The organism is Vicinamibacteria bacterium (assembly GCA_035620555.1).
Taxonomy (GTDB): Bacteria; Acidobacteriota; Vicinamibacteria; order Marinacidobacterales; family SMYC01; genus DASPGQ01.
This window is the reverse complement of record DASPGQ010000397.1, coordinates 1-8,598: the sequence shown is the minus strand read 5'-3', so window position 1 is coordinate 8,598 and position 8,598 is coordinate 1. Positions and strand designations below refer to the sequence as shown.

The 8,598-nt window shown below is 62.8% G+C and carries 9 protein-coding genes; 6 read left to right on the top strand and 3 right to left on the bottom strand.

The window, feature by feature from the left end:
* The 4 genes from VEK15_16185 to VEK15_16170 all read left to right on the top strand — a co-directional run.
* Positions 1-1,073, top strand: a 1,073-nt coding sequence (locus VEK15_16185; GenBank protein HXV62240.1) for a sulfatase-like hydrolase/transferase, incomplete at its 5' end; no start/stop codon positions are given.
* Positions 1,070-1,762 (top strand): CDP-alcohol phosphatidyltransferase family protein, encoded by a 693-nt coding sequence (locus tag VEK15_16180; GenBank protein HXV62239.1) that lies wholly within the window; start codon positions 1,070-1,072, stop codon positions 1,760-1,762. The genes VEK15_16185 and VEK15_16180, both read left to right, overlap by 4 nt.
* 56 nt (positions 1,763-1,818) lie before the next feature.
* Positions 1,819-2,094, top strand: a complete 276-nt coding sequence (locus VEK15_16175; GenBank protein HXV62238.1) for a hypothetical protein — start codon at positions 1,819-1,821, stop codon at positions 2,092-2,094.
* A complete protein-coding gene (locus tag VEK15_16170) occupies positions 2,045-2,476 on the top strand; it encodes a PIN domain-containing protein (protein ID HXV62237.1) in 432 nt (143 codons plus the stop codon). Before VEK15_16175 ends, VEK15_16170 begins: the two co-directional genes overlap by 50 nt.
* A gap of 2 nt (positions 2,477-2,478) precedes the next feature.
* Here VEK15_16170 and VEK15_16165 read toward each other — a convergent pair whose 3' ends face one another.
* A complete protein-coding gene (locus tag VEK15_16165; protein HXV62236.1) occupies positions 2,479-3,561 on the bottom strand; it encodes a glycosyltransferase family 4 protein in 1,083 nt (360 codons plus the stop codon).
* Between the two features lie 30 nt (positions 3,562-3,591).
* Between VEK15_16165 and VEK15_16160 the strand changes: the two genes are divergently transcribed.
* Entirely contained in the window at positions 3,592-4,842 is a 1,251-nt protein-coding gene (locus tag VEK15_16160; GenBank protein HXV62235.1) for an alkaline phosphatase family protein, read from the top strand.
* A 1-nt stretch (position 4,843) separates the two neighbouring features.
* On the opposite strand, the gene VEK15_16155 is transcribed toward VEK15_16160, so the two are convergent.
* Entirely contained in the window at positions 4,844-5,581 is a 738-nt protein-coding gene (locus VEK15_16155) for a putative glycolipid-binding domain-containing protein (GenBank protein HXV62234.1), read from the bottom strand.
* A gap of 57 nt (positions 5,582-5,638) precedes the next feature.
* Here VEK15_16155 and VEK15_16150 point away from each other — a divergent pair, with 57 nt between their 5' ends.
* Positions 5,639-7,960 carry a xanthine dehydrogenase family protein molybdopterin-binding subunit gene (locus VEK15_16150; protein HXV62233.1) on the top strand — a complete coding sequence of 774 codons (2,322 nt, stop codon included), beginning with the start codon at positions 5,639-5,641 and terminating at the stop codon, positions 7,958-7,960.
* Here VEK15_16150 and VEK15_16145 read toward each other — a convergent pair.
* The coding region (locus tag VEK15_16145) for a hypothetical protein (GenBank protein HXV62232.1) at positions 7,953-8,598 on the bottom strand (646 nt) is incomplete at its 5' end. The two genes, VEK15_16150 and VEK15_16145, sit on opposite strands and share 8 nt — an antisense overlap.

Sequence of the window (8,598 nt, the reverse complement as noted above, 5' to 3'; positions counted from 1 at the left end):
CGCACAGTCTTCGCTCAGAGCCCGTCAGCGTGATCGTCGCACGCCAACTGGGGAACCTGAGGACGGTGGCGCCCCCGGAATTCGCTCCGGTGGAAGTCGGAGCTCAGAGACTGGACTCGAATCTCTACGGCCTCGGCTCGGCGAACGTCTTCCTCATCTTTCTAGAATCGTATGGAGTTACGCTCCTGGAAGACGCACATCATTTCGAGGCCATCGCTCCCCGTTTCCAGGCGCTCGAAAAGCACCTTAGTGAAGCCGGTTATTCCTTTTCGTCGAGCCAGATCCAGTCACCCACCTTCGGAGGTGGGTCGTGGCGCGCCCATGCGAGCCTTCTGAGCGGATTTCAAGCCGAGAACGAGCACCTGTACAACGGCCTTCTCGCCTCCGACCGCAAGACGCTGGTCCACGTGATGAAGGCCAGAGGATACCGCACCGTCGCGGCCGAGCCGGGGATCAAGTGGTACTGGCCCGACGGACTGTTCTATGGATTCGACCGGATCTACGACTTCGATGCTCTCGATTACAAGGGCCCGTCCATGGGCTGGTGGAAGATACCGGACCAGTTCACGCTCTATCGAATCTACAAAAACGAGGTGGCCGCGGCCGAAGGTCCGCTCTTCGCCAAGTTCTCCCTCATCATGACCCACATTCCCTATTACCCCGTGCCTCCCTACGTTGCCGACTGGACGCGGTTCGACGATGGCACGGCGTTCCAATCCGGGCTCGAGTCGGTCGCGCACGACGCTTATCGGGATTTGATGGAGCTCTCGCGATGGTATGTCGACGCGTTTCGGTACGAGATCGACTGCCTCGAGGGATTTCTTATCGACTACGTTCCCGAGAACTCACTCGTCATCATCGTCGGCGATCACCAGCCTCCCAAGCTCGCCACCCACGACAACGATAGCTGGGCGGTCCCGATGCACGTTCTGTCGAAGCGGGAGGAGCTGGTTCGGGCGTTCGACTCGCTCGGCTTCGAGCCGGGTCTGGTGCCGCTGCGGCCCAGCTCGCTCCGAATGGCCGACTTTCTCGAGGGCTTTCTCGATATCTACGACGTGAGGGAGGCCGATTGAACGCCAACGCCCTGCGCGTCTGGTCGCTTCGGCGCGAATCGGCCGCGATTGCGCTCTCGGGCTTCGTGCTGCTCGGAGCGTTTCTCTTGCCGAACCCTCTCTGGCTCTGCGTGTCTCTGACCGTTTGGGGGAGCGCGCTCTGGTTTCTGTGGCGCGAGCTCGGAGACGGCGCCGAAATCGAATGGCCGACGCTGCTGACGCTTCTACGCGGGTGGCTCGTGGCGCTCACCGCGGGGATGCTTGTGCCCACCCCGGAATACGCCGCGGCGGCCTACACCGTTGCCGTCGTGCTGGACGATCTCGATGGCCGCCTCGCGCGCCGCTTCGGACTTACGACCGCATCGGGCGCGAGGCTCGACTTGGAGATCGACGCGCTGGGTATCCTCGTCGCCAGTGTAGGCGGGGTGCTCCTGGGAAAGCTCCCCATCTGGTATCTCGCGATCGGGCTCGCCCGTTACGCGTTCGTCGCCGGAGTCTCGCTCGTCAAAGGCGCGCGCTCACTCGATAGCAGCCGGCTGAGGCGTTTTCTCGCGGGCTGTCAGATGGGCTTTCTCGCCGCCGCTCTCTGGCCGCAGGTGCCCGTCGACCTGACGCGGATGGCCGCGTATCTGTTCGGCGGCGCTACGCTCTCGATGTTTGCTCGCGACTGGCGCTTCGTGACGTCGGTCGGCCAGACGCGACGCGCGTAAGGTGAGATGTGTACACAATTGTTGACATCAATTTGCTATGAGCGCTAGGATGAGTCATGCGAGTAGCCGGGATTCGAGAGTTTCGAAATCGAGCGCCAGAGCTGGCCAGAGGAGACGAGATCGTTTTCATCACCCGGCACGGGAAGCTTACCGGGATCCTGGTACCCCTTGCCGAGCCGAGCGAGCTCCCCGTCGAGCTGCGACAGCAAATGCTGGAAAGGATTGGAGCGGCCATCTCCAAGCACTTAGGCGAGCGTGGTGTAAGCGAAAAACAGGTAACTCGTGATTTCGAAGCCTGGAAAAAAGGGCGTCGAGCGAGTCGCCGCCGATAGCAACGTCATCCTGTCCGCGGTAGCTGGCAAAGCCGCCCTGAGGATATTTACCCGCACTCGAGTCAAGGTGGTCACTTCTACCCACGTCCTCGGCGAGGTACGAGAATACTTACCGACGATGGCGGAGTCGTACGATCTCGCCGTCGAGGCCCTCGAAGGACAATTCGGTCTCCTGGCAATCGAGGCGTATGAACGATGGCAATTCGAAAGCACGCGCTCGGAGGCCGAACGGCGCCTGGGCCACCGAGATCCCGAAGACGTCGAGCTGCTGGCTCTGGCATTGAAACTCTGCATTCCCATCTGGTCCAACGACAACGACTTCAAAGACACGGGAGTGAAGTTGTATACGACCGCCAGACTACTGAAAACCGTGGGAGTCTGACCTCACAACGGGAGGCCGCCCGCGACTTCGCCGAGGAATGCTTCGATCGCCGCCATCGACTGCCCCCAGGTGGGATGATCCCGGAAGCTCTCGCAGGCCGCCAGGCTCATCTTCGCGAGTCGATCGCGGTCGTCCATCAGGTGCTCGAGCCTGCCACCGAGAGCGATGGTGTCTCCCGGAGGCACGAGGAACCCGTTGATTTCCTGACGGACGATCTCGTGCGTCGCTCCGGTCGAGCTCGCGACGACGGGCAAGCCGAAGCCCATCGCCTCGAGGTAGACGATGCCGAACCCCTCGTACGTCGACGGGACGACGAGAAGCTGGGCTCGCTCGAATCGTTGTCGCAGAGCGTCCCCTTCGAGGCTTCCGTGCAGCGTAACGCGATCGCCGAGCCCGTACGCTTGGATCCGTCGCCTGGCATCCTCAGTATAGGCCGGATCCATATCGAGGCTTCCCACGACGTCCAGATGCCAGCGCCGGTGGCCGAGGCTCGGGAGGGTGTCCAGCAAGATGTGAAGCCCTTTTCGAGGAATCAGATTTCCCACGAAGAGAAGGCGAAAGCCGTCCTTTTCTCGGGCGCGGGCCTCGATCTCCCCGGGGGTTAAATGGCTTCTCAGGCGATCGCCTCCGGGGGTGGCCACGACGTGGCTCGTGGGTCTCGCGAGCAGGGCTTCCACCGTCTCCCGCGTCGTTTGGCTGTTGAAGACGAATGCCGCGACCGTTTCGAGATAGCTTTTCTCGACCATCCGATAGAAGCGATTCAAGGACGGATGGCGTTCCTCGCTCGATAGAAGGTGGTGCACGATGGAAACGATGGGGGAACGAAGCGAACGATTGAGCCGGAAGAGAGACGGGTGGACCAGCTCGTCCTGCAACAGGACGTCGAAAGAGCCGGATCGAAGACGTCGCGCCAGAGTCCGGTTTTGCCAGTTTTGGGTGATTCGAAGCGCGTAGGAGAGCAGAGGGAACGAGACCACCTCGACGTCATGGCCTCGGTCGCGCAGGTGCTCGACCAACATGCGGTCGTAGACATTCCCACCGGAGACGACGTCGAGCGAGCCATAGACCACCAGACCGATGCGCACGGGCCACCATGGTACACTGTCGTCCCATCAATGAAACGATTCGCGGGGCTTCTGTTTCTGGCCCTCTCCTGTGGTTGTTTGAAGCCCCCGGTGAAGGTCGTGCTGCTCGGATTCGACGGTGCCGGGTGGGATACCATCGAGCCGCTCATCGAGGCGGGGAAGCTTCCCTATCTGGAACGGCTCCGGGCGCGAAGCGCCTGGGGTCCGCTTGCCACCTTCAAGCCCACCAAATCGCCGGTGATCTGGACGAGTATCGCGACGGGCAAGACGATGGCGAAGCACGGCATCCTCGATTTCGTCTACCTGGAGAAGAACGAGATCCCGATACCCTATGACAATTCGGAAAGACGCGAGCCGTCGATATGGCAGATCGTGGATCACGGGGGCAGGCGCTCGGTCATCGTGAACTGGTTCGTCACTCACCCGCCCGATCCGATCGAAGGCGTAATGGTCTCGAACCGGTTTCGCCGAATGCTCCTGCTCGGGAAAGAGCGCTGGGACGGGATGCGCGACACGGTGCATCCTTCCGAGCGCTTCGACGAGCTCGCTCGCTTCGTGGACACGCGTTTCGACGACTTGCGCTCCGAGCGAGGGCTTCCCGATCTTCTCCACCGGTACGGTGCCGAGGCGGTGAACGCCCCCGTCGTCGAGGACTACCCCGTTTACGTCATGCAGGAAGCTCTCATCGAGAACGTAGCTCGACATCTCTATGAGACGGAGAGCTTCGATTTGTTCGCCGCCTACTTCCGACTGCCCGACATCGTGCAGCATTCCGCGGTTCACCTCGTGGGCCACGGGGACGACGAGCCGGCATTTCGTCAAGGGCTCACCGAGCTGCTCGAGCCGTTCTATCGGTACATGGAGGGGATCATCGAGACTTACGTGAGCGCACCGGGTCACGAGAACACCTACTTCGTCGTCTTGTCGGATCACGGCTTCTCCTACCATGCCGGCACCTACGACCACTATCACATACCGGAAGAGGACCCTCCGCCGAGCGGGATCTTCCTCATGACCGGTCCCGCGGTGAATCCGGGAATGACGACGACTCTTAGCGTCTACGACGTCGCGCCCACGCTCCTTTACCTCTTCGGCCTTCCGGTGGGCGAGGACATGGATGGCGTCGTCGCCCGAGAGCTCCTGTCACTCGATACCGACGTTCGCTTCGCGCGCTACGGACCCGAGCTGATGCTCCCGGTCGCCCGCAAACGAGACGCGCTCGATCGGGAGCTCGACGAGAAAACACTGCGGGAGCTCGAGTCGCTGGGCTATCTCCGCTAGCTCAGGGCCAGGGAGGGCTCTGGGACTTCAACCGCACGAGAACCGTCTCCATCTGGTTGTTCCCCGGCTGCTCGGTGGTCGCTTTCAGGATCATCCCTGACGGACCGAGCCACAGTCGGTGAGTGGTCTCGTTTCGGGTGAGCTCGTAGACCGATGCGGTCACCGTTCCGCCGAAAGGAGTATCGAGCTCCTCGTCCTCTACTCGCTCGTATGTCTGGGGCTCGCGAGAGGCCACGAGGTCGGGATAAGCCATCGTGATGGCATCCATCTCGCGGTGCTCGCCCACGCCGAGCTCGAGTCGTTTGAGCGCGAGAGCGTCGAAGAGCGGAGATTCGAAATCGACGATGGTGCCCGCGCGCCGGCCGAGCTCGTGTTTCATCTTCTTTCGTCCCTGCCCCTTGACCTCGGCTCGCCAGTTCTCGCCCTTTCGCTCGAGCTTCAACTCGGTGACGATGCCCCCTCGGGTGGCCACGAGCTGAACTTCGCGCGGCTCGAGAGATCGCTCGAGCTCGTAGCGAACCTCGTAGCGCATGGGCTCGGGCCAGTAAAGGGTGCGCGTCGTCTCGAGGACGTAGCGCTGGTCCTTGTAGACGCGAAACTGCTCTTCGCCGATTCGCTCCCCGTTGAGACGGACCTCGTAGTCTCCCAGGGAATGGGGAAGCTTCTCGTCACCGCCAGCAATCGAGACCAGGGTGGGACATACGAGGGAGAGGACGACCAAGGTGAGACGCCAGTGCATGACACCCTCCGTGCTTTTTGGGTTTTCCGGGAACCAGGTTCATTATACCCTTACCTCTTGGCCAAGACCACCCCACGGCTCATCGGCGCGCACGTCAGGCGACGCGAGGATCCCTCTCTCGTGAAGGGAGAAGGACGATACGTGGCCGACATCCCGCTAGAGGGGGCCCTGACGATGGCGTTCGTCCGGAGTCCGTACCCTCATGCGAGGGTCCTGTCGGTCGATTCCCGCAACGCCGTCGGGCGTAAGGGGGTCGTCGCCGTTTTCACGGCCGCGGACGTGAATCCCCATTTGCAGGCTCCTCTACCCGTTCTCACTGAGCCCGACTGCGGGAGATACCATGAGCTCTACGTGCCCGATCGGTTTCCTCTGGCCACCGATCGGGCTCGTCACGTCGGTGACCCGGTTGCGGTCCTCCTCGCCGAGGATCCTTATCTTGCGGCCGACGCCGTGGAGGCGGTCGAGGTACGATACGAGCCGTTGGGCGCGGTGGCGACGCCCGAGGCCGCGCTGGCCGCGGGGGCACCGGTGCTGCACGATGCGCTGGGTACGAACCGAGCGTTCGTCTGGAGTCTCGAAGGCGGTGACGTCAAAGGGGCTTTTCAACGGGCGGCCAGGACCGTCACGCTCGAGGCTCACATCCAGAGGCTCGTTCCGAATGCGATGGAGCCGCGGGCGGTTGCCGCCACCTACGAGCACGAACGGGGCATCACGCTCTGGTCCTCGACCCAGTTCCCTCATATGCTTCGCGATTTCCTCGCCGGGATCCTCGGAATCGAGAAAGAAGAGATCCACGTCATCGCGCCCGAGGTGGGCGGGGGTTTTGGCGCGAAATGCAATGTCTACGCGGAGGAGGTTCTCGCGCCGTTCCTGGCACGGCGAGTGGGAAGAGCCGTCCGCTGGACGGCTACCAGAACCGAGGATTACCTCGCCACGAGTCACGGTCGGGATCAATCGGCGGTGCTGAAGCTCGCCGCCGACACCACCGGCCGCGTGACGGGCGCGGATTTGCGATTGACGATGGATTGCGGTGCTTACTACAGCCGCGTCACGCCCATCATCCCTGCCCTGACCGGTGCGATGATGGTGGGAGTCTACGACATCCGCAACGTTCGTGCCGAGGCGGTCGGCGTCTTCACCAACAAGGTCGTGAGCGAACCCTACCGGGGTGCGGGAAGGCCCGAAGCCGCCTACTTCATCGAGCGAGCGATGGATCTCCTCGCCGGCGAGCTCGATATGGATCCGTCGGAGCTCCGTCGGCGGAACTTCATCTCGAAAGACGAGTTCCCTCATGAAGTCGCCACCGGCATCACTTACGACAGCGGTGACTACGAGCGCTCGCTCGACGAGGCGCTGAAACGAATCGACTACGCCCGGCTGCGAAGCGAGCAGATCATACGGCGACGCGAGGGAGGCAGGCTCATCGGCATCGGTCTCGCGTGCTACGTCGAGATATGCGGTTTCGGACCCTGGGAGTTCGGCGGGGTCCGGGTCGATGAAGACGGCAGAGTCACGGTGCTCACCGGCACCTCGCCTCATGGCCAGGGGCACGAGACCAGCTGGGCCCAGATCGCCGCTGAGACCCTCCAGGTCGACTGGGAGAGTATCGTCGTCGTTCACGGCGACACGCGCGTCGTTCCCCGAGGCATCGGGACATTCGGTAGCCGGAGCGCTCCCGTAGGAGGTGCCGCCGTTCTTGTGAGCTCAGAACGAGTGCGGGACGGCGCCAAGGAAATCGCCGCGGACCTCCTGGAGGCGTCGCCAGACGATATGACGCTCGAAGAAGGTCGTTTCTTCGTCACAGGCGTTCCCGGGCGAAGCCTTTCGTGGGAGGACGTGGCCCGCCACGCGCACTCGAGTGAGAGTCTGGCTGCGAAGCTCCGAAGCGAGACCACCCTCACTCCGCGAGGTGAGACCTTTCCCTTCGGTACGCACGCCGCCGTCGTCTCCGTCGATCCCGAGACCGGAGAGGTCGCCATCGAGCGATATGTCTCGGTGGACGACTGCGGTCGCGTGATCAACCCCCTCCTCGTCGAGGGGCAGATTCACGGAGGGATTGCCCAGGGAATCGGCCAGGCTCTGTTCGAAAGTGCTTGCTACGACGAACAGGGGAGCCTGGTAACCGGCTCCCTGCTGGAGTATGCCTTGCCACGGGCGGAAAACTTGCCTTCCTACGAAACGAATCGAACCGAGACGCCGACGCCGCTGAACGCGCTAGGGGCCAAAGGTGTCGGTGAGGCGGCAACGATTGGATCGACGCCCGCTGTCGTGAGCGCGGTCGTGGATGCGCTGTATCATCTTGGCGTGCGACATATCGACACGCCGATCACGCCGGAGAAAATCTGGAAACGTCTCCGCTCGAGCGCTTCGACTACTTGATGAGACGCAGGTATCTCGCCCAGTCGTCGTCGGACAGGGGGTTCTCGAGCTCGAACAGGTAACGTTTGTTCTTGCCCAGCCCGAGAACGTCCTTCTCGAACGTTTCGACGACGAACGTTTCCGGATCCGGCCGCTCGAGGACGCGGATGTCGCCCGTCCGAACGGCCCATGCCCACGAATGCTCCGAGGAGACGAAGCGCACGCCGAGAGCGGTCAAGCTCAGCTCCCCGAGGCAACCGCCGAGCCGATGGTTGTGTCTCGCCCCGACGATCAAGGGAAGGGTTCTCTCCCAAATCTGGTCGGTGACGAGCCGATGGAGGTCGGCGGCGCCGGCGAAGGTCGGGTCGCGGGAGAGAAGCTGCTCCAGGAGAGTCCGGCTCTCTACGATTTCGCCGCGATCGAGAGCCAGTCTCCCCTTGTAGAAGAGATCTGCCAGCCTCGGATCACCAGCGGGGCGGGCAGGCGGTTCCGGAGAGATCTCGGGTGCGGGAGTCGGACGTTCCGGTTGAGGAATGACCTCGGGCGGCCGGACGGGCGGCCGCCGCGGGACGGCCGTTCTTGTCGAAGGCTCCGCGGGCGCTACCGCAATGGGCTTCGAAGGCGCAGGCGGCGGCGAAGGGGAAGGTGATGGGTCGACC